Source organism: Stenotrophomonas sp. 169, assembly GCF_014621775.1.
In the GTDB taxonomy this organism is placed as follows: Bacteria; Pseudomonadota; Gammaproteobacteria; order Xanthomonadales; family Xanthomonadaceae; genus Stenotrophomonas.
Genome location: NZ_CP061204.1, coordinates 3,541,085 through 3,565,935 on the forward strand (window position 1 = coordinate 3,541,085; position 24,851 = coordinate 3,565,935).

Genomic DNA, 24,851 nt, shown 5'->3' on the forward strand with positions numbered 1-24,851 from the left:
TCAGTACAGCCGCGGCTTTTCCATCGCCTCGCGACGCAGCTGCGCGGCGCGCACCAGCACCTGCGGCGGATCGCGCTCTTCGGGGATGTCCATCAGCCGCAGCCGGCGCAGCCAGCTGCCCGGCCCGCGGGAGGACGTCAACGCCACCACCGGGATGGACAGCATCATGCCGATCACCACCGGGGCCATCCACGCGGCCAGTGCCGGCGACACGGCCCAGGCCAGCAGGCCCATGAACGCACCAAACAGGCTGAGGCCACCGTAGGCCTTGATCAGCGCGAACCAGTCCACGCCGCCATCGTCACGCTGTTGCGCGTCCCAGCCGGAATCCCGGCCTGACAGCACTTCGGCGACACCGCGGGACTGCACGTACATCACCACCGGCGCCATCAGGGCGGCCAGCACGGTTTCCAGCAGCATCGCGATGAACATGCGGACCGTGCCACCGCAGCCACGGCGATCGCCCGGTTCCAACAAGGTGGCCAGGTAGCCGAGCACCTTGGGCGTCAACAGCACCGCCATGGTGGCGGCGAACAGCCGCACGACATGGATCTCGTCCTGCGTGCGCCAATAGGTGCTGGGGGAAAGATGCAGCACCCCGTTGAGATCGATGCCTTCCTGGAACAACGGGATGGCGATGCCGATCAGCATCAGCATCCCCCACATCGGGGCGGTGAAATAGTGGCCGATGCCGATCAGCATGTGCACGCGGCTGATCCAGTGCAGGCCGCGGCTGCCGACGATCTTGCCGTGCTGCAGGTTGCCCTGGCACCAGCGACGGTCGCGCACCATCATGTCGGTCAGGGTAGGCGGGCCTTCTTCGTAACTGCCTTTCAGATACGGCACCATGTGCGCCGCCCAGCCACCGCGACGCATCAGCGCCGCCTCGACGAAGTCATGGCTGAGGACGTGGCCGCCAAACGGTTCGTGACCCGGCAGCGCCGGCAGGCCGGCGTTCTCGGCGAAGGCCACGGTGCGGATGATCGCGTTGTGGCCCCAGTAATTGCTTTCCGCGCCATGCCACCATGCCACGCCACGCGCGATCACGGGACCGTACACGCGGCCGCCGAACTGCTGCATCCGCGAAAACAGGGTCCGGCCACCGACCACCACGGGCAGGGTCTGGATGATGCCCACGTCCGGGTTGTGCTCCATGCCGGCGGCCAGGCGCACGATGGTGTCGCCGGTCATCAGGCTGTCCGCATCCAGGATCAGCATCTGCGGATAGTTGCCGCCGAAGCGGCGTACCCAGTCGGCGATGTTGCCGGCCTTGCGTCCGCTGTTGTCGGCACGACGGCGATAGAACAGGTGGTCGTGCGCGCCCAGCGTCTCCCGCAGTTCAGCGAACACCTGCTCTTCGGCATGCGAAATGTCTTCGCGACGGGTATCACTGAGCACGAAGAAATCGAAGTTGGCGATCTGGCCGGTCGCTTCCACCGATTCGTAGATCGCCTGCAGGCCAGCCAGCAGGCGGCGCGGATCTTCGTTGTAGGTGGGCATCAGCAGCGCGGTGCGCGTGTGCAGCTCAGGCAGCGGCTCGTCCGGATCAATGCCAAGCCGGTAGCCCCGATCGAACACGGCGGTCAGGAACCCGGCGACGGCACTGGCGAAGGCCAGCGCGATCCAACCGAACAAGCCAACGAACAGGACCAGCAGGCAGGCCTCCAGCACGCTCACCCCGTTCGGGGAGAGCACTCGCCACATCATGATCGTGGCCGCTGAGGTCATCAGCGCGGTGCCACCGAACAGGTAGGCACGGCGCAGGCCGATCAGCCGGGGCGATGTGCGGTGACGACGGATCTTCAACTCGCCCTGATGCAGTTCCTGCTCAGGCATCGGCAAGGGCGAACCACCCGGCAGCGTCGCCAGGCCTGCATCCAGCCTGACGCTATCAAGGGTCTCACTCATCCAGATTACCTCGCGTCAACGCGCAGTCCAGGTGCACGGTCAGCGCAGGGCGCAGCACCGTACACGTCAGCGTCGCGCACGACGTTGTCCAGGGCCCGCAGATGCTTGCTCTCTTTACAGGAACCCACGAACGCTCACCCGGTCGATTCAAAAATTGCACCTCAGTCTAGGACGATGCGTGTAAGTCGAGCGCGAAAGGGGGGCGATAGCGTTTCCCCCCATTCAGGATACTCCCGCAGGGGGCGCCGCGCACGCATGCGGCGTACAGCCCGCCGGGTTATGCGCCGGGTGAGGCGGAACCAGGCGCGCAGATCCGTTCGCCGCGCGGTAGGTGCGCGGACGGGGCAAGGCATGCGGATGGGGGCGACGACCCAGGGGTCGTCCCGGCCTCAGCGCGACAGTACGGCTTCGCGCTGGGCGATATCGGCGTCGGCGGCATGACGTGCACGCTCCATCGCCACCGCGATCTGCTGGCGGGCGAGCAGGTGCTGTGCCTGTTGTACTTCCGGGGTGGACAACAGCACCGGACCGGGAGTGGTTTCCACTGTAGCGGACTTGCTCATGCATCCCTCCAAGGACAATCCGCCGACGCTGGCCTGGGAGGGCTGGGTCGACGGATTGCGCACCCTACCTTAAAACCATGTCAACTGTGTGTAGGGAGTAATGACGATCGCTGGCCGTCATTGGCGGCTTCCCGGTAGTGACGGCCGCTGGCCGTCAATCCCGAGCTGACGGCCAGCGGCCGTCACTACCTGACCTGCGGCCGGCATTACCGGAAATCGCGCGAGGGGGCGTTCAGCCCTGCCAGTAGATGGCTGTAATCGCGCAGGTCGCCGGCAATCAGATGGCGGACACCGTCCACGCATTCCCAGCGTCCGCGCACGCCCAGCAGCCGTGATCCCAGCAACGCCTTGCGGCGCCGTAGGGCCAGGTGGGACCACACCACCACGTTGACCATGCCGTGCTCGTCTTCCAGCGTGACGAACACCGTCCCGTTGGCCGTGCCCGGCTTCTGCCGCTGGGTGACCAGCCCGATGGTGTGCACGCCGCGCCCGTGCGCCAGCCCGCGCAACTGGCGCGAGTCCAGCGCGCGTTCCTGCTGCAGGCGGGTACGCAGCAAGGCCAGCGGATGTTCGCCCAAGGTCAGCCCGCTGCTGCGGTAATCGGACAGCATCTCTTCGGCCACGTTCGGGGCCGGCAACACGATGTCCTGCTCATCCGGGCTGCCCTGCAGCAGCGGCATGGCCCGCTCGATGCCGGCCACGGCCCAGCGCGCGGCATTGCGGTTGCCCGCCAGCGCGGCCAGCGCCCCGCCATCGGCCAGCACCTGGCGCGCCTTGCCATCCAGCCGCGCGCGGCGGCACAGGTCGGCCACATCGGCGAACGGGGCCTGTGCACGGGCCGCCATCACCGCCTGCGCCGCCGCTTCGCTGCAGCCGGTCATCTGCCGCAGCCCCAGCCGTATCGCCGGCTGCGTGCGGGCATCACCGCCCTCCAGGGTGTTGTCCCAGTCGCTGATGCAGACGTCCACCGGCAGCACCTGCACGCCCGCCCGCTCGGCACTGCCACGGCGGGCGTCCTGCACGATCTGGCTGGCCGAATAGAAGCCCATCGGCTGTGCGTTGAGCAGGGCACAGGCGAACGCGGCCGGCTCGTGCCGTTTCAGGAAACAGCTGATGTACACCAGCTTGGCAAACGAAGCGGCGTGGCTCTGCGGGAATCCGTAGGCACCGAAGCCCTTGATCTGCTCGAAGATCTGGTCGATGAATTCCGAACTGTAATTCTTCTTTTCCATCAGGCCGCGGATGCGTTCCCGGTGGGAATCCATGTCGCCCCCGCTGCGCCATGCCGCCATCGAACGGCGCAGCTGGTCCGCCTCATGCGGCTTGTAGCCGGCATGGATCACCAGCTCCATCACCTGTTCCTGGAACAGCGGAATTCCCAGCGTCATGCCCAGGATCTCCTCGATGCCTTCGGACGGGTACGTCACCGCCTCATGGCCCTGCCGACGGCGCAGGAAGGGATGCACCATGCCGCCCTGGATCGGCCCGGGGCGCACGATCGCCACCTGGATCACCAGGTCGTAGAAACACCGGGGTTTCAGCCGCGGCAGCATGCTCATCTGCGCGCGCGACTCGATCTGGAACACGCCGACGGTATCGGCGGCCTTGATCATCGCGAACGTGGGCGGGTCATCCACCGGCAGGCGGGCCAGGTCGATACGATGGCCCCGGTGCTGCGCCACCAGCTGCACTGCCTTGCGGATGCAGGTCAGCATGCCCAGCGCCAGGCAGTCCACCTTCAGCATCCTCATCGTTTCCAGATCGTCCTTGTCCCACTGGATGATGGTGCGGTCGGCCATCGCCGCGTTTTCCACGGGCACCACCGTGCTCAACGACGCATCGCTGATGACGAACCCGCCCACATGCTGGGACAGATGCCGCGGGTGGTCGCGCAGCTGTTCCGTCACCGCCATCACCTGCTGCAGCAGCGGATTGGCCGCATCGAAACCGGCCTCGGCCAGCCGCTGCTCCATAGGCGTCTCGCCGTTGCCCCAGCCGAAGCATTCCGCCAGCAGGGCCACTTGGTCCGGCGGCAGGCCAAACGCCTTGGCCACATCGCGCACCGCACTCTTGCCCCGGTAACGGATGACGGTCGCAGCAAGTGCTGCGCGCTCGCGCCCGTATTTCCCGTACACATACTGCAGCACTTCCTCGCGCCGCTCGTGCTCGAAATCCACATCGATATCCGGCGGCTCATCGCGTTCGCGCGACAGGAAACGCGCCATCAACAATCGACTCTCGGCGGGGTTCACCACGGTGATGCCCAGCGCGAAGCACACCGCCGAATTCGCCGACGAGCCGCGCCCCTGGCACAGGATGTCGCGGGAGCGGGCGAAACGCACGATGTCTTCCACGGTGAGGAAGAAGGCCTCGTACTTCATGTCGGCGATCAGCAGCAGTTCGCTGTCGATCTGCGTGGCCACCGCTGCGGGCACGCCATCCGGCCAGCGCTCGTGCATGCCACGCAGCGTCAGCGCGCGCAGCCAGCTGCTGGGCGTATGGCCTGCGGGCACCAGTTCAGCGGGGTACTGGTAGCGCACCTCGTCCAGGCGGAACTGGCAGCGCCGTGCCAGCGCTACGGCCGCATGCAGCAAGGCAGGGGGATGGATGTTGCCCAGCGCGCGCCGCGTGCGCAGGTGATGTTCGCCATTGCGGAACAGGAAGCCACCGCACTCGGACAACGGCAGCACGTGGCGGATCGCCGTCATGGTGTCCTGCAGTACACGGCGACGCCGCACGTCCATGTGCACATCGCCGCAGGCCAGCGCCTCCATCCCGAGCTGCGCGGAAACCGCCAGCAGCTGCGCAAGCCTCGCCGCATCGTCGCGTTCGCGGTGCAGGTGCACGGCCAACCACGTGCGCTGCACGAACACCTTCTGCATCCATCGTGCCTGTTCGGCATCGGGCTGCGCGCCCGGCACCCACAGCGCGAACAGCCCCAGTTCGGCATCGGCTGCACCGCCCAATACCCGCTCCACATCCTGCCGCGCCAACCGATAGCGGCCCTTCCCTGCCGCACGTCGTCCGGCGGTGATCAGCTCGCACAGGCGCACATAGCCACGCTGATTTTCCACCAGCAGCACCAGCTTCAGCCCGCACTCCAGCACGAACTCGCTACCGACGATCAACGCCACGCCGGTGGCACGTGAGGCTTCCAGCCCGCGCACGATGCCGGCCAGCGAGCATTCGTCGGTGATGGCCAGTGCTTCATAACCACACTGCTTCGCGCGCACGAACAGGGCTTCGGCACTGGCCGCGCCACGCAGGAACGAAAAATCGGACAGGCAGTGCAGCTCGGCATAGGCCGGCAGGTCCTGCTCGCGCGGCAGGTCATCATTGGCCGCGGCCAGACGCTCACGGGTTTCCCACGCACGCGGCATGCGTTTGCACGGCGCATCGTCGTGTTGTTCGATACGGCTCATGCGAACCAGCCGTGCAGCATCCAGTCGCCCTGCTGGCCCGGCAAGGCGAAGGCCCAGGCCTGCTGGCCCTGCGAAGTCTCCAGCACGTAATAGTCGCGGCGTGCCTCCTGCCCATCCCACCAGCCGCTTTCCAGCCGCTCCGGGCCCGACACGATGCGCGCACGCGCATCACGCAGCGGCACCGGCGTGGGCAGCAGCCAACACGGACGTGGCGGCCGCGCAGGCGCTTGGGCGATGGCCATGCCATCCCCTTCCACGCGCTGCCAGGCCCGTTCCGGGCGCGGGTCACCGGCCGGGCCCACGCGGAAGACCGATGCATCGCCCAACCGGGCACGCAGGCGCTCGCGCAGCTGCGGCCAGGGCAGCTGCTGCTGGTTGCGGGTATCGAACAGATCACGGCTGGCCGGTACGAAGGTCGGCAGTTCACGCGCCAACAGGCGCACCGCGACCACCGGCCGGTCGATGCTGGCGCGTTCCAGTCGGTTGCGGGTGAGTTCGAACAACAAGGTCGCATCGCGCTCGGCAGCCAACAGGCCCACCTCCACGTCGGTATGGCCCTCCTCATGCTCCAGCCGCAGCACGAAGCGCTGCACGCCCCCATCGCGGATGGACAGGCTGGTGCACAGATCGCCGATCAAGCGCCGCAACGGGAACAGCAGCGCCATGTGGTTTTCCACCTCATAGCCGAGCTCCACGCGCGAATCGAAATGGTCCGGCGGCGCATACCAGGCCAGGGCTTCATCGGCCTGCCCGTACAGCCGGTCCAGATGGTCCAGCAGCGGCAGGCCGAAGCGCCGGCGCAGGCCATCGCGGGGCAGCGCACGCAGGGCGCGCAACGTAGTCACGCCCATATGCTGCAGCCGTGCACCGTGGTCATCGGGCAGCCGCGCGCGGCGCACCGGCACGCGATCCAGCAGGGCATGCATGGCCGCGATGTCTTCCACGGCCATGCCATCGCGGATACCAGCCAATACCATCGCCGCCCGTGCGGTGGGGGCCATTGCGATGCGGTGCTGGAAACCCAGCGCCTGCAGTTCCTCGCGCAGGCGCGCCTGCAATACCGGCCACGGCCCCAGCAGCTGGAAGCTGGCGCGCACTTCCAGCACGATGCAGCCCGGCCACTGGGCACTCACCAGGGAACTGTGCCGATACGCCCAGCCGGCGAGGAAGCGCTGCCAGCGCGCATCCGCCTGCGCATCGTGCTCCACCATCTGGAAATCCGGCAGCAACGCCAGCGCGGCGGTCAGCCGCATGCCGACCTGCAGCCCGGCCTGGACGGCGGCGACATTGACCGCGTGCAGGGTGCGTAGCTGCGCCGATCCACCAATCAACGCCAGCGGCGTGTCCGGATCAGGGTGACGGCGAAGGACGGCATCCAGCGCCAGCTGCGGCAGCACGATACAGGCCCAGAGCATCGGCGTACCTCACCCGGCCCTCAAGGCAAAGGCCTGCGATGGCGCAGGGCCACCCCGGCACTTGCGCACCTGCCACTGCGTGGCGTGGCCTTCGCGCACCGCTTCCAGCCGCAAGGCCGCCGGCGATGGATTGGCTGCGTGCTTGCGGTCGCGCAGCGCGAAGCCCAGGCACTGGCCGGTATCGGCGGCCACCTGCAGGCGGCGCAGTGCCTGCGCATCGGCCTGCTTCGGCCAGCCCAGCACCGCGCCGCAGGCACCGCTGCGCAGGCATTGTTCGAATGCCCACAGGGCATCGCGTGGCGAAGCCTCGATCAACTGCAGGTGCTGCAATGAAACGCCTGCGGCCTGCCACGCCGGGGCATAGGGCAGGTAGGGCGGTGCAATCACCGCCACCGCCGCGCCGGTCTGGCTCAGCCGCGCCAAGGTAGGCAGCAGCAACTGCAGCTCCCCCACCCCATCGGCCGGCAACAGCAGTTCAGTCAGCGCGCGGCGTGGCCAGCCGCGCTGCGGCAGCAACGCATCCAGTGCCGCATGCCCGGTGGACTCGCCTTCCACGCCCTCCTTTGCACTGCCTCGCCCTGCATGCCACAGGGTCTGGCTGGACAGCATCTGCTGCAGGTCGGGCGCGGTGTTCATCTCAGCCCTGCCGGACCAGGCCGCAGTAAACGCCTTCCACGGCGAAATCCTGCCCGGCTTCGATCACGATCGGCGCATGTGCAGGATTGCGCGGCAGCAGGCGCACGCCATCTGCATCCTGTTGCAGACGCTTGATGGTGAGCTCGCCATCGATGCGCGCGACCACCGTCTGCCCATCGCGGGCGCTCGGCGTGCGGTGTACACCGACCAGGTCGCCATCCAGGATGCCGTCATCGATCATCGAATCGCCCTGCACTTTCAGCAGGTAGTCCGGACGCGGCGAGAACATCCGCCGGTCCAGCCAGAGCTGCTGGTCCAGGCCGATATCCGCGCCGATGGGTTGGCCCGCGGCCACCCGCCCCAGCACCGCCAGCGGAAGCAGCTCGGCCGGCTCGCCGGGCAAGGCCAGGCCACGCTTGCGACCCGCCGCCTGCGCCAGCAACCCGGCCTCGACCAGCGCCTGCACGTGTTTCTGCGCGGCATTGCGCGAGGCAAAACCGAAGGCATGGGCGATATCGGCCAATGACGGCGACTGGCCGGAAGCCAGCGCCTGTCGCAACCAGGCCAGTACGGCGGCACGTTGGGGAGGGAGGTCGTTGAGGTCCATGGTGTACATTTGTACACCCTCGCTTTCAGAAAAGCGACAGCCCGATTGTTCAGCCTGACAACCGCTGTCGCTTACGACATGGATCGCGACGCCTGCGTCAGATTATCAAAGCAAGCTATTGATTGAATTATAAAAAACAATTGTTCTTCGGCGTATTCCAGCAGGGATGATCCTGACTCGTTTCCCGGAGTCTTTCCCTATGCGCCATGCCTGCCTGCTGGTAGCTGCCCTGCTCATTCCCGCTGCCCCGTTACTCGCACAGACCACGCTGACCCGCGACAACGGCGCCCCGGTGGGCGACAACCAGAACTCCCAGACCGCCGGTGCCACCGGCCCGGCATTGCTGCAGGACGTACAGCTGATCCAGAAGCTGCAGCGCTTTGATCGTGAGCGCATTCCGGAGCGCGTGGTGCATGCACGCGGCACGGGCGTGCGCGGCGAGTTCACCGCCAGTGCCGATGTTTCCGCATTGACCCGCGCCCTGCTGTTCACCCCGGGCGAAACCACCCCGGTGTTCGTCCGTTTTTCCTCGGTGGTGCACGGCAATCACTCGCCGGAAACCCTGCGCGACCCGCGCGGCTTCGCTACCAAGTTCTATACCCGCGAAGGCAACTGGGACCTGGTCGGCAACAACTTCCCGACCTTCTTCATCCGCGACGCCATCAAGTTCCCGGACATGGTGCATTCCTTCAAACCCGATCCGCGTACCAACCTGGATGACGACGCCCGTCGTTTCGATTTCTTCTCGCACGTGCCTGAAGCCACCCGCACGCTGACCCAGTTGTATTCCAACGAGGGCACACCGGCGGGCTACCGCTTCATGGACGGCAACGGCGTGCATGCGTACAAGCTGGTCAATGCTGCCGGTGTGGTGCACTACGTCAAGTTCAACTGGAAAAGCCTGCAAGGCACCCGCAACCTCGATCCGACACAGGTAGAGGAGGTGCAGGGCAAGGACTACAGCCACATGACCCGTGATCTGGTAGACGCCATCAAGCGGGGCGACTACCCACGCTGGGACCTGTACATCCAGGTGCTGGCACCGGAACAGCTGGCCACCTTCGATTTCGATCCGCTGGACGCCACCAAGATCTGGCCTGACGTGCCGGAACAGAAGATCGGCCAGATGGTGCTGAACCAGAACGTCGACAACGTCTTCCAGGAAACCGAACAGGTGGCCATGGCGCCGTCGAACCTGGTGCCCGGCATCGAACCGTCTGAAGATCGTCTGCTGCAGGGCCGCGTGTTTTCCTATGCCGATACGCAGATGTACCGCATCGGCGCCAATGCCCTGCAGTTGCCGGTAAATCGGCCCCGTGTGGCCGTCAACGACGTCAACCAGGACGGCGCCCTGAATGCCGGCCACAGCAACAGCGGCGTGAACTACGAGCCCAGCCGGCTGCAGCCGCGTCCGCAGAGCGCGCATGCGCTGTACAGCAACCTGCCGCTGTCAGGCACTACCCAGCAGAAAGGCATCGCGCGTGAGCAGAATTTCAAGCAGGCCGGTGATCTGTACCGGTCCTACAGCCGACGCGAGCAATTGGACCTGGTGCACAGCTTTGGCCAGTCGCTGGCCGGCGCGGACAATGAAAGCAAGCACATCATGCTGTCCTTCCTGTACAAGGCAGACCCGGATTACGGCACACGGGTAGCCCGCGTGGCCGGCGGTGACCTGGACCGCGTGATGCAGCTCGCCAGCGAGTTGCAGGACTGACCGTCAACGCCAAGGCCGGGCCCTTTCATCAAAGGGCCCGGCCCCAAGGACAGCCACAATGCGCTACTACCTGACCGGTCTGCTGACCCTTCTGCTGGCAACACCCACCTGGGCCGTTCCACCCACGGCCCCACCGTCGGCCGCCGACGCGCAGGCGCAACTGCGCACCTATTACTTCGATGCCGCACGCAGCGGACAGCAAGCGATGCTGGCCGAGTTCATCCGCGCCGGCTACGACCTGCAGACCCGCGATGAAAAGGGCTATACCGCCTTGATCCTCGCCGCCTACCACGGTCATGCCGAAGCGGTGGATCAATTGCTGGCCGCCGGTGCGGATCCCTGCGCCCAGGACAAACGCGGCAACACTGCGCTGATGGGGGCCATCTTCAAAGGGGAGCTGCGCATCGCCCAGCGCCTGATGCGTGCCGCCTGCTCACCCGACCAGCGCAACCATGCCGGCCAGACCGCCGCCATGTATGCGGCCCTGTTCCAGCGCCGCGACATCCTGCAGCAGCTGGCTGCCCACGGCGCCGACCTGGATCTCAAGGATGCCGCCGGCAACAGTGCAGAGCAGTTGCAACGCGGCGAATTCGCCCGCTGATGAAGCACCCCCACACGGCAACCTGAAACAGCCGGAGACCGCTTACCGCCGCACCCACAATGCCAGCGCGCTGGTACCGCAGGCCAGCAACACCACCGCATGCCATCCGCCCTGTGCCAAGGCCACCGCGCCCAGGCCCCCCCCGCCGCCATGCCCACGAACACGCCGGTGAACAACAGGGCGTTCAAGCGGCTGCGCGCTTCCGGCTGCAGGCCGTAGACCAGCGTCTGGTGCGAAACCAGCGCTGCCTGGAAGCCGAAGTCGAAGATCACCGCACTCACTGCCAGCAGCACCAGGCGCAGCGACGTGGGCAGCACGCCATCCAGCAGCAGGCTGGCAAAGCCGATCAACGCGATGCCAATGGCCAAGCGTGCCACGCGCTGGGTGCCCAGGCGATCAGCGAAGCGACCTGCAAACGGCGCCGCCAGTGCACCGGCCGCACCGGCAATACCGAACGCCCCTGCCCCCGCACTGCCGATACCAAACCGGGCATGCAGCATCAGCGCCAAGGTGGACCAGAACGCACTGAAGCCCATCGCCAGCAGCGCCTGCGCCAAGACCGCACGGCGCAGCGGCGGCAGCTGCATCCACAGTGCGCCCATCGATCGCAGCAGCGCGCCGTAGCCCAAGGTCGTGGTCGGCGCGAAACGTGGCAAGGTGATGCGCAACAGCACCCCCATCAGCACCACTGACCCGGCGGCAGCGAGGAACATCACCCGCCAGCCCCATTGTTCGGCGACTACGCCGCTGACCACGCGCGACAGCAGGATGCCCAGCAGCAGGCCGGTCATCACCTTGCCCACCAGCGCGCCGCGATGTTCCGGCGCGGCCAGCGTAGCGGCTGCCGGCACCACGTCCTGCGCCACCGTGGCCATCAAGCCGACCAGCAGACTGGCGATCAACACACCCGGCAGGTGGCCGGACAGGCCCGCCGCCAGCAGCGCGGCACCCAGCAGCAGCGACTTCACCAGGATGATCCGCCGCCGTTCGAAGCGATCACCCAGTGGCGCCAGCAACGCAATACCTGCAGCGTAGCCGAGCTGGGTAACCGTCGGCACCAGACCGATGGCCGCATCTCCTGCGCCCAGGGAGGCCCCCATCGCGCCCAACATCGGCTGCGCGTAGTACAGCGACGCCACGCTGAAACCGGCGCCGGCGGCCATCACCGGGACCAGCATGGCAGGCAAGGCAGCCGGTGCAACGGAGCCCAGGGTGGGAGCAGGAATGTCATGCGCAGTGGACATGGGAAGATGCCTTGGAGGGGATGCCGCGCAGTCTCCTCCTGCCTCGATGCGACGTGTAGTAGGCTTTGCCGCATCAGCCCCATACGCCAGACGCATGACCAAGCCGGTAACCACCCTCAACGCCGACCGCATCGATCTGCTGCGCACCTTCGTGCGCATCGTCGATGCCGGCAGCCTTTCCGCAGCGGCCAGCCAACTCGGCACCACCCAGCCGACCATCAGCCGCCGCCTGCAGGCACTGGAGCGGCATTTCGGCCTGCGCCTGCTGCAGCGTTCCACCCATGGCATGCAACTGACCCATGACGGCGAGCGTTGCCTGCAGCACGCGCGCCAGTTGCTGGACAGCTGGGAGGGCATCGAGCAGGACCTGCGTGGCGCGGCCCAGCAGCCCAGTGGACGCCTGCGGGTGATGGTCCCGCATGCATTCGGCCAGGCCCAGTTGATGCCGCCGATGCTGGCGTTCCTGCGCCGGTACCCGCAGATCAGCCTGGAATGGCGGCTGCACGATGGTCCGTCCGATCTGGTTGCCGAAGGCATGGACTGCGCCATCCGCGTAGGCCCCCTCGAGCAGCAGGACGTGGTGGCCGTCCATGTGGCCGATGTACCGCGCATCGTGGTCTGCGCTGCATCGCAGATGCCGGACCCGCTGCCAACGCACCCCGCCGCCCTTGCCGCCCTGCCGTGGGTATCACTCACCAGTTTCTATCGCGAGAGCGTGCAACTGCAGCGCTGCCAGGGCGCAGGCACCGGCAAGACCAGCGAACGCATCGCCATCCAGCCCCGCCTGCTGACCGACAACCTGTTCGTCCTGCACCAGGCCGTTCGCGAAGGACTGGGCGTGGGCATCGGCTCGGCCTGGCTGATGGCCGACGATCTGCGCAGCGGCCGCCTGCAGCAGTTACTGCCCGGCTGGGAAGCCGCACCGCTGCCGGTGCATCTGGTGTTTCCCGCGGGTCGCCATCGTCCGGCGCGCCTGCAACTGTTCCTGGATGCCATCCGCGAGAGCATTCCGGGCATCGAAGGCATGCGCCTGCGGTAGCGCCGAGCCATGCTCGGCGGCGCTCTTCTCACAGCCCTCGAAACATATCCATGCGCACCTCGGTGCGCTGCATCTCGCCACGCATCCGCAGGTTCTCGCGCACCTCTTCATCGTAGCCCCTGCCGTTGCACACCAGCCCGGAAAGACACATCTCATCCGCCATGGCAGATTCCGGCCCGCACTCCAGCCCACGCTCGCAGGCGAGCAAGCTGACCGCATAGGCGTCCTGCTCGGACAGTTTCATGCCCACATCGGGATCAATCTCTTTCACAAGCAGACTGGACAACAGCACCCCCATCTCCTTCAGGGCTTCACCGTCCCCACCCGCCAGCGCCTCGTCGAGTAGCCCGGTCACCGCCTCACCGCGCCCTGTGGCAGTCCGCTCGATGATGCGTGCAGAGAGATCGCCGGCCTCTGCTGCCTGCCTACGCCACTGATGCGCGATGGCCTGCATCTGATCCGGGGCGAGCCGCAACGCGTCGCACTGCAGCTTCAGACGCCCGGCGGCGGCGCGGTACTGCGCTGCGGTGACCTGATCACCACGTGCAAGGTTCGCCGACACCGAATCCACCGTGCTGTCGAACCTTGACCGTGCGTAGCCCATTCCCACGCAGCGCGCACCGATCCCCGCCAGCTGCCGCATGGCCGCAGCATCACCGGCTTGCGCTGAGCGCTTCAGGGCGCTGACCGTGTGAACCTGTGCCTGGGCTTCCGGCATCGGCACCTGATGCACAGCCGGGTCCACAGATGGCACAGATGCAGGGATTGGTGTTCTGTCCGGCCGACTTGTCTCCGGCGAGCCGACCACGTCCATGACTGTCCGCTCCTGCCTCCCCATGATCAGCAGAATCACGATTACCAAGGCGGCACACCAGGCGATCACGCTGCTTCTTCGCGCACTTCGTTTGCGCATTGCTACATCCGGCCCGTCATCAAGTACGTTCACCACCGGATGCTAGCATCGGGCGCTCATCCTCAAGGACGATCACCATGGGAAGTTTCAGCATCTGGCACATCCTGATCCTGTTGAGCCTGCTTTTGATCCCGGTCGGTATCGCGCTGGTCGTCTGGTTCATCGTGCGCATCTCGAACAAGCGCTCGCCGGTGAGTCAGTTGCCACCGCGTACGCCCACTGACGACAACCCGCCGTAACGCCGAACGAGCCCGCCCAGCTGAATTGGGTAGTGACGGCCGCTGGCCGCCAGTTTCTGCATGACGCCATCCGCGACCGGCGGCAGCCTTCAAGCACCCGCCCGCCCATCGACCGGCTTGACCAGCTCGCGACTCGCCACCAGCAGTCCCTCAACCAGTTCCTGCCCAAGAATCGGCTCACTGCCGCCGTCGTGCAGACTCAGGTGTTCGGCGTGGAGTATTTCGAGAATGGCCGACAGCCCATGCAGCCGGCGCTGTTCCACTGTCGAGTTCGCACGCCGGTTTGATGCGGCAAGCAGCCACGCAGCGCGCGCCGCCGGATCGCACAGACACGCCAGCACCGGGTGATCGGCAAGCAGCGCCTCAAGTTTTTCGACGGCACGCGCAGGCAGGTCGAGTACGGCGTCGCCGATCAGCGCATGCAGGCGGTGGGCGGGCGGATAGTGACGTGACATGGCAGGCTCTCGCAGCACGGAAGCGCCACCCGCGCCGAAGCGCAGGGTGGCAGGCGATGCGGGTTGACGTACCGGCCAAGTTGTCGCCGAAAAACCGGCGGATCGGGTGATCCCCGCGCACCGCCTGCCGCAGAACCGGCATGGCAGTACATTCTCCGCCGTACCCGGAGGGCCACAACAGAGGTAAGCGACAACAACTTGATTCGGAACGTCAATTCCGGCTGGAGCGAAGGCCCCAGCCCCGTTATCGTGCACAGCCGCTGCGGCTTTTCGCTATCAGGCTTCCTGCAATCTTGAGATCGATCGCCGATATCTCACTGCCCTGACCCGCCATCCCGACCTGATCCGTCGCTTCGACGGCGTTTCCCCCATAGCGACCACAGCTTCAAAAGCTCGCCAAGGGCCATCAAGACCATCAGCAATGCGGGCGAAAAACCGGCCCAACCCATGTGTGCCAGGAAAAATACCGACGGCATCACGAGCAGTATTCTGAAAGGCAGTTGGGCAATGACGACGTAACGCCCCAGCCTGGAACGCTTCACCAGCAAGATGCCAGATAGCAGCATCGACAGCAGCAGGGTGGCATCAAGAATCGACACAAGTAACGGCAGCATGCTGCCGTGGCGCTGCTGTATCGCCATGCCCGACGCGATGTCATGAGCCACCGGGATCCCTCCCTGGTAAACGCTGCTCACCGCATATAAAAGGAGAGCAGCAAGGTCCATCGCTCCCCAGAGCATCATCCATCGATTGTCAGCGACACGGCCCATTCCCTTGCTCACAGTTTCTCCTTCCCACATACATTCCATGGATGATCCAACACAAGACGGACCGACACCGGTAGCGCCGAGCCATGCTCGGCGGCAGCGCGCGCTCCGCATCAGTGCCCCGAATGCATCTCATCAAGCAGTCTGCGCAACCACTCAAGGCGCTCATTCACCCGCTCCATTTCACCCTCCCCCTGGGCCTGCTTGCGCACCATGCCTTCAAACGTCTCACCGCACATCAAACCTATGAGGCACGTTTCATCGTGGCGAACCGATTCCATCCCGCAGTCCATTCCACGTTCGCAGGCCAAGAGAATCAGCGCCGTGTGGTCGTACGGGGTGCTGCCAATACCAAAGCGGGGAGGCGCCCTCTGCACTGTCGGTAAGTAGATCATCGACAGCTCATACAATGCGCGCGGATCGTCGGAAGCCAGTGCGTCGTCGATGAGGGTGTCCGCATCATCCGGCAATGCCGCCTGCGTCTCCGGCGTAAACGCGCGGCCGCGTTGACGCAAGCGCGCCAGCAGATCACCACTTTCCGCAGCATCAGCAAGAAGCTGACGGTACAGCAGCACGTGCTCCTTTTGGCTGCCAAGCCGGAGGTTCTCGCACTGCGATCCCACGCGGGTGGCGGCAGCGCGCAGCGCGGCCTGATCGACAGGATTCAACCGCGATGCCGTGGACTCAACGCCGCTCCAGAAATCGCTCCCCCGGTTGAGTCCAAAACTACAATTCAGGATCAGCTCGGAAAGCTCGCGCATGGCAACCGGGTCGCCGGCTTCCGCGTCGCGCCGAAGTTCCAGCACACGCGACGCCGCCGTCGCTGGATTGCTGCGCGGTGTCTCCGCCGCACCGCTCTGGCTCCCGGACACTCCAGTCGATCTCGTGACCGCTACGTCCCCGTCATTCGCGGGTTCGACGGAAGATGTGCCCTGCCCTGACCACCAGACGACAGCGGCAACCACACACAGCAGAAGCCCAACGAGGGTGAGCGCGCGTTTGAGCGGCCCCTTTGGCGGTTGATCCCTGCGCATGTGTCGTCCTTGATTCAATCCCTGTCCACTTTACCCGGCAGGCGCGACATGTCATCACCCGCCGCTGGCGGCAGCCCGTATTACAGTGGATTCCACGCTCATCCTGAGGCATGCCCATGCGCGCATCCCACGGCCTGGCCGGCCTGTTCCTGTCCCCCCTGCTGTGGAGTGGCATCGCCGCTGCCGCCGATCCGGTACCACCCGATCAACAGTTGCAGCCGCTGTTTCAACAGGTCCAGGGCGCTCATCTGTTTCCCGACCAGAAGACGTTTGCTGACGCGATACCCCGCCGTGCGCCTGCCGACGTGCTGGGTGCCTGGCATCGTGAGCAGCTCCAACCGGGCTACGCACTGCAGACCTTTGTCAGCGACAACTTTGAGATGCCTGCCGAGGCCAAGGCATACACCCCGCCGGCGGGCGAGACACTGCGCGCGCACATCGACGGTCTGTGGCCGGTGCTGACCCGGCAGACTGGCACGGTGGATCCACACGGCTCGCTGCTGCCCCTGCCCAAGCCGTATGTCGTGCCCGGCGGTCGCTTCCGCGAGGTGTATTACTGGGACAGCTACTTCACGCTGCTTGGGTTGGCGAGCAGCCAGCAGTGGCAGCTGGTACGCGACATGGTGGACAACTTCGCCTACCAGATCGATACCTACGGCCACATTCCCAACGGCAACCGCAGTTACTACCTCAGCCGCTCGCAACCGCCCTTCTTCAGCCTGATGGTGGATCTGCTGGCGACGCACGAAGGCGACGAGGCCTACCGACGCTACCTGCCCCAGCTGCGCGCGGAGCATGCGTTTTGGATGTCCGGCGCTGAGGCCCTGGCGCCCGGCACCGCACAGACCCGCGTGGTGAAACTGGTCGACGGCAGCGTATTGAACCGCTACTACGATGCCCGCGCGGTGCCACGCACCGAATCGTGGACGGATGACTTGGCGACGGCCGCGCAGGCGCCTCAGCGTGCACCGTCACAGGTCTACCGCGATCTGCGGGCCGGCGCTGAATCCGGCTGGGATTTCAGCTCGCGCTGGCTGGATGATCCGTCGGCGCTGTCCAGCATCCGCACCACCGATATCGTGCCAGTGGATCTGAACAGTCTGCTGTACCACCTGGAAGTCACGATCGCGCGTGCCAGTAGCGCGGCCGGTGACCGTGCGGGCCGCCGCGCCTTCAAGCAGAAGGCCGACGACCGTGCCCGCGCCATCAACAGTGCCCTGTGGGACGCGGAACAGGGCTGGTATGTCGACCGTGACCTGCGCAGTGGGCAAACGCGCCCGGCCCTCACGGCGGCGGCACTGTTCCCGCTGTGGCTGAAGGTGGCAACCCGGCCGCAGGCACGCCGCACGGCCGATGCGGTCGAACAGCAGTTGGTGAAACAGGGCGGCCTGCTGACCACGACCATCACCACCGGCCAACAGTGGGATGCGCCCAACGGCTGGGCGCCGCTGCAGTGGGTCGCCGTGGACGGGCTTCAGCACTATGGCCAGGACACGCTGGCGCGGCAGGTCGGTGTGCGCTTCCTGCGGACCGTGCAATCGGTCTACGACGGCGAACAGAAACTGGTGGAGAAATACGTCGTGGATGGGTCCGCCGGCGGTGGTGGTGGCGGCGAATACCCGCTGCAGGATGGCTTCGGCTGGAGCAACGGCGTGACGCTGGCGCTGCTGGATCGGCTGTGTGCACCGAAGAAGCGCTGTGACAGTGCAGCCGACGTGGAAGAAGGCAACGCGCCTTGAAGCCGCACGGTCCCACTCCATGAAACCAGCGTGAAACGGCCCTTCGAAAACTTTCACAACCAAACGCGCAGCCTCATGGCGCACGCTGCATCGGCAGCGCACAGATACGGAGCGTCATCCCATGAATACCCGCAGCGATTACGAAGATCGCAGACCCCTCGGTGCCGATGTGGCAACGGTTGTCAGCACACCGGCGATCGTCGCCCCTACGCACGAAAGCGCCGTCTCCTGGGGCGCCATCCTTGCCGGCGCCATCGGTGCTGCCGCGCTCTCGCTGATCCTGCTGATCCTTGGCGTCGGCCTCGGTCTGTCGTCGGTTTCCCCGTGGTCATTCGATGGCGTGTCGAAGGAAACGTTCGGCTGGACCAGCGTCGCGTGGCTGACCTTCACCGCCATCGCGGCATCGGCGCTCGGTGGCTATCTGGCCGGCCGTCTGCGCACCAAGTGGGCGGGCCTGCACGGTGACGAGACCTACTTCCGCGATACCGCACACGGCTTCGTGTCGTGGGCCGTTGCCACCCTGCTGACCGCTGCGCTGCTGACCTCCGCCATCGGCGGCATCCTCGGTGCCGGGGCAAAGGTTGCCGGTGCGACTGCAGGCGCTGCGGCGTCCACCGTCGGCGTTGCCGCCGCAGGTGCAGGCTCGGCCGCGATGGGCACTCAGGAAGGTGATCTGGACTACTGGGTCGACTCGCTGTTCCGCAACGCATCGACCGATCCGGCAGCGCCGCCGCCGGCTCCGTTGGCACCGGGCGCCATGCCGTCGCCGACCGCAGCGGCCCCTGCTGCACCGGGTAACGTCCCGCCGCCGCCGCGTCCGATGCCGGGCAACGAGCGTGGTGCAGATCGCCGCGAAGTCCGCAGCGAAGTGAACCGCATCATCGTGTCCAGCCTTCGTTCGGAAGGCCTGAATCCGGCCGACACGCAGTATCTGGCCCAGCTGATTGCCCGCGAAACCGGCATGAGCCAGGCTGAAGCACAGGCGCGCGTCACCGACGTGCAGACCCGCATGCGTGCAGCGCTGGAAGAAGCCAAGACCACCGCCATGAAGGCGGCCGATGACGCCCGCAAGGCATCTGCCTATGCCGCACTGTGGCTGTTCATCACCCTGCTGATCGGCGCGTTCTTCGCCAGCCTCAGCGCCACGTGGGGCGGCCGTCGCCGTGACCTGTAACTTCATTTCCCACCAAGGAGAGCTTTCATGAAGACCTTGCTGCTGTGGTTCCTGGGCGTGCCGATTCCGCTCTTGATCCTGTACGCGATCTTCTTCTGAGATCGCAGACCTGCATCGCATCAGGCCACCTTCGGGTGGCCTGATGCGTTTCGGCGGTCAGCTTTCCTGGCTGAGCTGCTGCACCAGATGGCGCGTCAACCGGCGGCGCGCGAAGAAACCCTGCAACTGCCGCGCCTTGATGGTGGTCGGGCGCAGACGGACTCCGTTCCCGGCAGTTTCCTCCACGCGGTAACCGCGTGACGCCGCGCAGAGCTCCGCCCGCGCAGCGGTAATCACCACCACCGTGATTTCCAGTGAGGCCAGCGGCATGTCCGCAGTGATATCCGGATTCTCCGCGCAGGCCCGGTTGATCATCGTAGAGAATCGCCCGATGTCGATCTCCTCGCCACTGCTCAGCGGCCCCACGTTGGTCGCCCGCCGCGCATCGCCCGAATCGGGCTCGTCACCACTGGCCCACTGCTCGTTACGCTCGGGAATGATCGCGCGGATGCGGGTGCCATCGGGCTGGGTGAGGTCGAACATGATGTCCAGAAGGAATACCGGCTCCAGACCAAGGTTGGTGACGAAACAGTGCGCATTCATGCCCCGCCCTGCTCCGGAGGTAATCAGGATCGACGGTCGCCGCTGCCGCCGGTAGCTGGAGAGGAAGACGTTGAGGTAGACGATCCAGATAAGGGCCGTCACGCCTGCCATCACGGCGGTAATCAGGGGTGCGTAGTGGAGCAGGGTCTGGAGCAACGTGGGATCCTCGTGCGTCTGTCAGGGCGCCCGCCGCAGGTGGAGTGAGGCGGCAGCGCGAGCGGCCCAATCTGCAGCGTATGCCGTAAGCACTGCGAGAAGCCAACATGAAATTCCGAGCCGGACCGCTGGAAAATCGGTCCGCCGTTGGGTAACGTCGTGCATCGGAACAGGGCATGCAAGGAGCGACGCCGCGATGGCAAGAGGGTATTCAAAGCAACGGGGCGATGGCACGGTCGCCTACTATGATTCCGAAGAAGCCATGCGGGCCGACGTGCCACCCGCGCCCGGAATGTTCGAGTTTTCCGTTTTCTGGGCCGTCATCGGATTCTTCATGTCCGTGGTCGCCGTGGCCCTGATCAACTACGCCGTGGAGCCGGGCGTGGCCTGGTCCAAACCCATCCGCTTCAGCCTGTCTCTACTGGGCGTAGCAGCAGGCACGTACGTGATAGGTCGTGCAGGTCAGTTCCTGTTACATGCTTGCTGGCTGCTGATGGGCATTCTGATCGTGCTGGGCATCCTGGGCACCGTCGTTGCCACGCTCTGGCATTTCGCCTGAGCCTCCCTTTCCCCATGTGGAGTGCCGACTCATGCTGCAGATGCGCCCCCATTGCGAATGCTGCGATGTTGATCTTCCTGCAACCTCGACAGATGCCTGGATCTGCTCGTTCGAATGCACGTTCTGCACCCATTGCGTGGAGACCGCGCTGAAGCAGCGATGCCCGAACTGCGCCGGCGAACTTTGCATAAGGCCCACACGCGTGGGCGACGCGTTGGCGCGCAATCCAGCCTCAGGGTAGAGCCGACTTCAGTCGGCTGCCGTCCCCTTTTCCTGCCGGACTCACTCCACAGGTGGTTGCCGCGCGGCTTCTTCTTCCCGCACTTCCCTGTACAAGGCCTCGAGCTTTGCCTCACCGGCGGCGCGTGCAAGGGCATCCGCTTCGCTGTTCTGCCGTGCAGTTTCCTGGTATTCCGCCCAGCGGCCAGGCGGCAGGACCTCAAGCTGGTTGTCAGGGCGTAGCTGGAGCGACGCCGGGGTCTTCATCGAGACGGCGAAGTTGTCCAACAGCCACTTCCGCCGCACGTCGGGCGATGCATGAAGCAGGTCGGCCTCGGCGTACGTCTGCATGGGCAGCAGTTGCTCGGCAAGCACCTCATCGGTGGATACCCGCACGAGCCTGACAATCAGCCGCTCTCGATCCGAGTCGTCGTTGTAGAGCGCGACGACGTCGCCCTCTATCCAAAGCACCCACCAGTACCCCGCTATCGGATAGACATGGAACGGCCGCTCGCGCACCAGCAACACATTGCTTGCCTCGTCATAGAGTGTCTGCCAGCCGGGCGCTGTCTCACTCGGGGAGCAGTCAGTCGAGCTTGTCTTGATCCTCTCGACCCTGGCCTTGCCCTTCCCCGCGAGCAGTCGCGTCGTCCAGCAGCGCGTCGAATCGCGATTGTGCGACGCCAGCAATATCGCATCATCGGCGAGCACGACTACATCGCTGTGCACGAACGTATCGTTGGTGGCTTGCGGGTCCTGCAGCAGCGAGGCGAACGCCTTGTCGGACAGCTTTTCGCCATCGAGGTACAGCACGTACGTCGTGTAGTGCCGGTACTCACTGATGTTGATGTCCAATCTGCTCTCGGTAACCGCGACGACCTTCAAGGTGTCGGAGGAGAGCACTGGTTCCTTGCTGGTCCAGGCGCAGCCGGTCGAAAGCAGCAATGCGGCGATGCCCAAGACTCGGATAACTCTGGAGGTCATAGTGTTCCGGTCTGCCAAGACGTGGTGATGAGGTCGCGGCGCGCCAAGAACCGCATGACAGCCTACATCGAAGTCAGGGACGTTAGGAGTGCCCAGCGACCACCATGGCACGTCCTGTCCATGCTCATTGGCAAAGCGCACCCGAGCCGAGGCATGCCCGCCGGGGTAACCTTCACACTCATCGCGGCAAAGCTAGCGACTGAAAGCTGGGCTGGAACGCGTGGCATCGCGGACGCTTCGACCCTGGACAGCGCCAACACCGCGCTCCACCTGGGCTTCCATCACAGCTCACTCCTATGTGTCAGGCCTCGCGACCGTTCCTTTGACCAGCAGACTCTGCATACCACGGCCGGACAATTGCGGACCTACGGCTCGACCTCCATTTGCCGCCTTACCTCAAGAATGAGCTGCTGTGCAGCTGCATTGGCTTTACTTGCATCGGATCGCCTGGCCGCCTCCAAGGCATCAAGCAGCATTGCATGTCGCTTCGCTGCATCGCTCTCACGCCTTGCCGCCAAGACCGTACTTGATGCGTAGAAGTACAGCTCGTTCGAATCACCAAGCTCGCGAGCGGTTGCCTTCCACTTCTCGGCAAGTTCGTCGCTCCCCGAGAGCGCCTCATAGTGCGCGATCAAGCGCCTCACGGATTCGAGATCGCCCTTCTTCGCGGCCGCCTCCACCAATGCACGCTCCTTCTCCGGAATCATGTGCGCATCGCTTGGACTCATGATCTCATTATCGTCGGGGACGCCTCGCTCGCCTTCACAGCCAGCTAGGGCGAATGCAACAGCTATAAGCAACACCACGGGCCAACCTTTGCCGTCTATGTAGTGCCGGATGCCGTTCTGCCGGAAGAAACGCAGCTGGCCATCCCTCCGCGGGCTGCGCGCCATCGCTTTGATCTCGTCGCGTGTCAAGCAGAGCTTTTCTGGCATCAGACTACCGCCTTGTTGGAGCGCCCTATCGGAAGGGGCGAGTCAGGTCGTACTGGAGCCCCGACCGCTTGCCGTAGGACGATGCAAGTGGACTTCGCTGGACGCCTGTAAACGTCAATGTCCCACCAGCAACCAAATAGAAAGCGCATCTTGTTGTTTCTACTTTAATATACATCCGCCAAATAGGAATTCGACTCACTTTCTGACTCACTTTTGAGTCAGAAAGGTTCGGACGTATGCGGACGATGCTGGACATTCTGGGCGCCAAGCGCCCGCAACCAAGTCCCTTCTCGCTGCGCGGTCTTGGATGCGCTTGGAGCACGCAGACGCAGGCTCGGCGGTTGCGACTAGCTTATGGCCTTGCCGCCCCCAGCTTCATACTATATAGATCGCGGCTTTATGGCCTTTTCGAATTCCTCCTTCATTGACTGCGGAAGCTCTCGCCCGGTTATTAATTGGAAGAGCAGTTTTATTTCGCCGTTAGGAAAGTAATTGCAAACTTCCTTGCAGAACTCCGCCGCCATCCTACTAAGTTTTGGGTTGCGCACTTCTGGACCAGACTTCCCGCTTGGAAAGTCTTCATCAAGGACCAGCATCCGACTTGCCCACACATCAGCCAAGCCTATGGCTTTCGACAGGTCGTCACCGATGAAATCTGCGTCAGCCTTGAAGCGCGCCCACCTCATTTGATCCGCCACTCTGGTGTCCTGCAATTTCCCAACACCAGACCCCAACCCACCATCAGTGTCCGCTTTCTCAATCAGCTTGAAAGCAGACCTTGCACAATGTCCGCTCATCAATTTCGACCTGATAGAAGTGCCGAAATCATCGGTAAGACTCCCAGGCAAAACCTCAAGACTCTTCCTGACCTGATCTACGCCCCCAGGAATACTCCCAAGCGCATTTCAGTTGTAAGCAATTTGAAACATCCAATATATTGCAGGGGAAACATCCTTATGCAGGAGTTTGTAACTCCTGTTTAGCTTAAGGTTGGCCAGTGTGATGGGGCATTCCTTGAGGTCATCCTCGTTGAACCAAATGCTCTCCCGCGTGAGTGTCTGCTGGACCGGGAAGTAAAGAATGGTCTGGGCCTTGGGCTCCCTGTCGATATAAGCTTCCTTGATCATTCCTTTCGGAGTGAAGAAGAGTGAGATGAGAGGGGAAAGCCCGTTTTCATTACGCTGAGATTTCAGGAAAGTTGTTTTGATCATGTACTTCCGAATCAAAATGCACTTTTCGAACTTGTCCGGAGCCAGTATGTCCGGGCCATGCTCCTGACGCGCATACCAAAGACCGTACTTCCCAAACGACTCTCGCTGCGACTCGCCCGTGGCCAGCACCTCGGAAATGAGTTCGTGATCCAAGGCAAAAAGCTGCAACGACTCACAGAACTGTACAACAGGCCAATAGTCACCACGCTCCTTTACGGCCAGCGCCACGAGCTGGTTCCGGTCATCGATGCGGCCATAAAGCTGGCGCCCATTTTTTGATCAGGAATAGAAGTGGATCTTGTCCAGAGGGTGAGTATTTTTTCCAATCGATATCTGCGATGCGCCTCATACAGTACCGATTGGGCTGTCCGATGCCTTCACCGCCGTCAAACTCTGTCGCTGGTTTCGTTTTTTCCGCGGCGAAAAGCGGCTGATCTTCTACTGCGAAATAGCTCGGCCCCAAATCGTCGACAGTGAACTTCAGTTTACGGTAGGGGAACGGCTTCCCTTTGTGCGGCGACCCCATTTCGGAATGCCGCCTGACTCTGGCGGTGACTACCGGTGGCACTTCCTGCGACGGCTCCGCACGCAAGGGTTCAACGAATCCATCTTGGGCTGAGCGAGACTTGGCTGCGTTGGATTTCTTGTCGTTCATGTAGGCAAAACGAATGGCAG

24 protein-coding genes and 1 pseudogene are annotated in these 24,851 nt (G+C 64.5%); 8 read left to right on the forward strand and 17 right to left on the reverse strand.

Annotated elements, in window-relative coordinates:
• From mdoH to lexA, 6 genes are all read right to left on the reverse strand, one after another.
• A complete protein-coding gene (gene mdoH / locus ICJ04_RS15585; RefSeq protein ID WP_188325085.1) occupies nt 1–1,908 on the reverse strand; it encodes a glucans biosynthesis glucosyltransferase MdoH in 1,908 nt (635 codons plus the stop codon).
• Between the two features lie 389 nt (nt 1,909–2,297).
• Nucleotides 2,298–2,471 carry a hypothetical protein gene (locus ICJ04_RS15590; protein ID WP_188325086.1) on the reverse strand — a complete coding sequence of 58 codons (174 nt, stop codon included), beginning with the start codon at nt 2,469–2,471 and terminating at the stop codon, nt 2,298–2,300.
• Nucleotides 2,472–2,677: 206 nt separating this feature from the next.
• The gene (locus ICJ04_RS15595) at nt 2,678–5,893 is read right to left on the reverse strand and encodes an error-prone DNA polymerase (RefSeq protein WP_188325087.1); all 3,216 of its coding nucleotides are present in this window, start codon (nt 5,891–5,893) and stop codon (nt 2,678–2,680) included.
• Nucleotides 5,890–7,308 (reverse strand): DNA polymerase Y family protein, encoded by a 1,419-nt coding sequence (locus tag ICJ04_RS15600; RefSeq protein ID WP_188325088.1) that lies wholly within the window; start codon nt 7,306–7,308, stop codon nt 5,890–5,892. The genes ICJ04_RS15595 and ICJ04_RS15600 overlap by 4 nt, the downstream gene beginning before the upstream one ends.
• Before the next feature lie 9 nt (nt 7,309–7,317).
• Nucleotides 7,318–7,944, reverse strand: a complete 627-nt coding sequence (imuA, locus tag ICJ04_RS15605; RefSeq protein WP_188325089.1) for a translesion DNA synthesis-associated protein ImuA — start codon at nt 7,942–7,944, stop codon at nt 7,318–7,320.
• A 1-nt stretch (nt 7,945) separates the two neighbouring features.
• Nucleotides 7,946–8,560 carry a transcriptional repressor LexA gene (lexA, locus tag ICJ04_RS15610; RefSeq protein ID WP_188325090.1) on the reverse strand — a complete coding sequence of 205 codons (615 nt, stop codon included), beginning with the start codon at nt 8,558–8,560 and terminating at the stop codon, nt 7,946–7,948.
• 190 nt (nt 8,561–8,750) lie between these two features.
• Here lexA and ICJ04_RS15615 point away from each other — a divergent pair, with 190 nt between their 5' ends.
• Nucleotides 8,751–10,265, forward strand: coding sequence for a catalase (locus ICJ04_RS15615; protein WP_188325091.1), 1,515 nt, complete (start codon nt 8,751–8,753; stop codon nt 10,263–10,265).
• A 58-nt stretch (nt 10,266–10,323) separates the two neighbouring features.
• Complete coding sequence (locus ICJ04_RS15620) at nt 10,324–10,866, forward strand: ankyrin repeat domain-containing protein (protein WP_188325092.1); 543 nt, start codon at nt 10,324–10,326, stop codon at nt 10,864–10,866.
• Between the two features lie 200 nt (nt 10,867–11,066).
• On the opposite strand, the pseudogene ICJ04_RS15625 reads toward ICJ04_RS15620, so the two are convergent.
• A pseudogene (locus tag ICJ04_RS15625) lies at nt 11,067–12,269 on the reverse strand (MFS transporter); the annotation flags it as partial.
• Between ICJ04_RS15625 and ICJ04_RS15630 the strand changes: the two are divergent.
• Nucleotides 12,205–13,149: a LysR family transcriptional regulator gene (locus ICJ04_RS15630; protein ID WP_188325093.1), complete on the forward strand. Its 945-nt coding sequence runs from the start codon at nt 12,205–12,207 to the stop codon at nt 13,147–13,149. The pseudogene ICJ04_RS15625 and the gene ICJ04_RS15630 sit on opposite strands and share 65 nt — an antisense overlap.
• Nucleotides 13,150–13,177: 28 nt before the next feature.
• Here the strand turns inward: ICJ04_RS15630 and ICJ04_RS15635 are convergent, their stop codons facing one another.
• Complete coding sequence (locus tag ICJ04_RS15635; RefSeq protein ID WP_188325094.1) at nt 13,178–14,095, reverse strand: hypothetical protein; 918 nt, start codon at nt 14,093–14,095, stop codon at nt 13,178–13,180.
• A gap of 44 nt (nt 14,096–14,139) precedes the next feature.
• Between ICJ04_RS15635 and ICJ04_RS15640 the strand changes: the two genes are divergently transcribed.
• Nucleotides 14,140–14,301, forward strand: a complete 162-nt coding sequence (locus ICJ04_RS15640) for a hypothetical protein (protein ID WP_188325095.1) — start codon at nt 14,140–14,142, stop codon at nt 14,299–14,301.
• 89 nt (nt 14,302–14,390) lie between these two features.
• On the opposite strand, the gene ICJ04_RS15645 is transcribed toward ICJ04_RS15640, so the two are convergent.
• The 3 genes from ICJ04_RS15645 to ICJ04_RS15655 form a co-directional block, all read right to left on the reverse strand.
• A complete protein-coding gene (locus tag ICJ04_RS15645) occupies nt 14,391–14,756 on the reverse strand; it encodes a hypothetical protein (RefSeq protein ID WP_188325096.1) in 366 nt (121 codons plus the stop codon).
• A gap of 314 nt (nt 14,757–15,070) precedes the next feature.
• Nucleotides 15,071–15,538: a hypothetical protein gene (locus ICJ04_RS15650; RefSeq protein WP_188325097.1), complete on the reverse strand. Its 468-nt coding sequence runs from the start codon at nt 15,536–15,538 to the stop codon at nt 15,071–15,073.
• Nucleotides 15,539–15,636: 98 nt separating this feature from the next.
• Nucleotides 15,637–16,395 carry a hypothetical protein gene (locus ICJ04_RS15655; RefSeq protein ID WP_188325098.1) on the reverse strand — a complete coding sequence of 253 codons (759 nt, stop codon included), beginning with the start codon at nt 16,393–16,395 and terminating at the stop codon, nt 15,637–15,639.
• Nucleotides 16,396–16,673: 278 nt separating this feature from the next.
• Between ICJ04_RS15655 and treA the strand changes: the two genes are divergently transcribed.
• Entirely contained in the window at nt 16,674–18,296 is a 1,623-nt protein-coding gene (gene treA, locus ICJ04_RS15660) for an alpha,alpha-trehalase TreA (protein ID WP_188325099.1), read from the forward strand.
• A gap of 121 nt (nt 18,297–18,417) precedes the next feature.
• Nucleotides 18,418–19,470 (forward strand): hypothetical protein, encoded by a 1,053-nt coding sequence (locus ICJ04_RS15665; protein WP_188325100.1) that lies wholly within the window; start codon nt 18,418–18,420, stop codon nt 19,468–19,470.
• Nucleotides 19,471–19,626: 156 nt separating this feature from the next.
• On the opposite strand, the gene ICJ04_RS15670 is transcribed toward ICJ04_RS15665, so the two are convergent.
• Entirely contained in the window at nt 19,627–20,268 is a 642-nt protein-coding gene (locus ICJ04_RS15670) for a hypothetical protein (protein WP_188325101.1), read from the reverse strand.
• Between the two features lie 334 nt (nt 20,269–20,602).
• Here ICJ04_RS15670 and ICJ04_RS15675 point away from each other — a divergent pair, with 334 nt between their 5' ends.
• Together ICJ04_RS15675 and ICJ04_RS15680 are read left to right on the forward strand one after the other, a co-directional pair.
• Nucleotides 20,603–20,827: a hypothetical protein gene (locus tag ICJ04_RS15675; RefSeq protein WP_188325102.1), complete on the forward strand. Its 225-nt coding sequence runs from the start codon at nt 20,603–20,605 to the stop codon at nt 20,825–20,827.
• Nucleotides 20,828–20,867: 40 nt separating this feature from the next.
• Nucleotides 20,868–21,068, forward strand: coding sequence for a DUF1272 domain-containing protein (locus tag ICJ04_RS15680; protein ID WP_223203085.1), 201 nt, complete (start codon nt 20,868–20,870; stop codon nt 21,066–21,068).
• 41 nt (nt 21,069–21,109) lie between these two features.
• Here the strand turns inward: ICJ04_RS15680 and ICJ04_RS15685 are convergent, their stop codons facing one another.
• From ICJ04_RS15685 to ICJ04_RS15705, 5 genes are all read right to left on the reverse strand, one after another.
• Nucleotides 21,110–22,006: a hypothetical protein gene (locus tag ICJ04_RS15685; RefSeq protein WP_188325104.1), complete on the reverse strand. Its 897-nt coding sequence runs from the start codon at nt 22,004–22,006 to the stop codon at nt 21,110–21,112.
• A 389-nt stretch (nt 22,007–22,395) separates the two neighbouring features.
• The gene (locus ICJ04_RS15690) at nt 22,396–22,965 is read right to left on the reverse strand and encodes a DUF4224 domain-containing protein (protein WP_188325105.1); all 570 of its coding nucleotides are present in this window, start codon (nt 22,963–22,965) and stop codon (nt 22,396–22,398) included.
• Nucleotides 22,966–23,345: 380 nt separating this feature from the next.
• Nucleotides 23,346–23,762 carry a hypothetical protein gene (locus tag ICJ04_RS15695; protein WP_188325106.1) on the reverse strand — a complete coding sequence of 139 codons (417 nt, stop codon included), beginning with the start codon at nt 23,760–23,762 and terminating at the stop codon, nt 23,346–23,348.
• A gap of 108 nt (nt 23,763–23,870) precedes the next feature.
• Entirely contained in the window at nt 23,871–24,404 is a 534-nt protein-coding gene (locus tag ICJ04_RS15700; RefSeq protein ID WP_188325107.1) for a hypothetical protein, read from the reverse strand.
• A 13-nt stretch (nt 24,405–24,417) separates the two neighbouring features.
• Nucleotides 24,418–24,831 (reverse strand): hypothetical protein, encoded by a 414-nt coding sequence (locus ICJ04_RS15705; RefSeq protein WP_188325108.1) that lies wholly within the window; start codon nt 24,829–24,831, stop codon nt 24,418–24,420.
• Nucleotides 24,832–24,851 lie beyond the last annotated feature (20 nt).